The organism is Halosimplex amylolyticum (genome assembly GCF_051414035.1).
In the GTDB taxonomy this organism is placed as follows: domain Archaea; phylum Halobacteriota; class Halobacteria; order Halobacteriales; family Haloarculaceae; genus Halosimplex; species Halosimplex amylolyticum.
Genome location: NZ_JBLKNW010000024.1, coordinates 1 through 528, shown reverse-complemented (window position 1 = coordinate 528; position 528 = coordinate 1). Strand labels below are relative to the sequence as shown.

The 528-nt window shown below is 58.0% G+C and carries 1 rRNA gene; it reads right to left on the bottom strand.

Annotated elements, in window-relative coordinates:
- Positions 1-528, bottom strand: a 16S ribosomal RNA gene (locus tag ACMGFE_RS26040); the annotation flags it as partial.

The following is a 528-nucleotide window of genomic DNA, read 5'->3' as shown; positions in this document are numbered from 1 at the left end:
TGCTGGTGAGATGTCCGGCGTTGAGTCCAATTAAACCGCAGGCTCCTCCGGTTGTAGTGCTCCCCCGCCAATTCCTTTAAGTTTCATCCTTGCGGACGTACTTCCCAGGCGGCTCGCTTACGTCTTCACTGTGGCACAGCACAGGCTCGTAGCCTGCGCCAGACCGAGCGAGCATCGTTTACAGCTTGGACTACCCGGGTATCTAATCCGGTTCGAGACCCAAGCTTTCGTCCCTCACTGTCGGATCCGTGCTTCCGAGGTGCTTTCGCCATCGGTGGTCCGTTCAGGATTACAGGATTTCACTCCTACCCCGAACGTACCCCTCGGATCTTCCGGTCCCAAGCCGTCCAGTTTCCGCCGGCAGCCCAGTGGTTGAGCCACTGGATTTCCCGACAGACTTGAACGGCCAGCTACGGACGCTTTAGGCCCAATAAAATCGGCCATCACTCGTGCTGCCGGTATTACCGCGGCGGCTGGCACCGGTCTTGCCCAGCACTTGTTCCTACACCACCTTACGGTGTAGAAAAG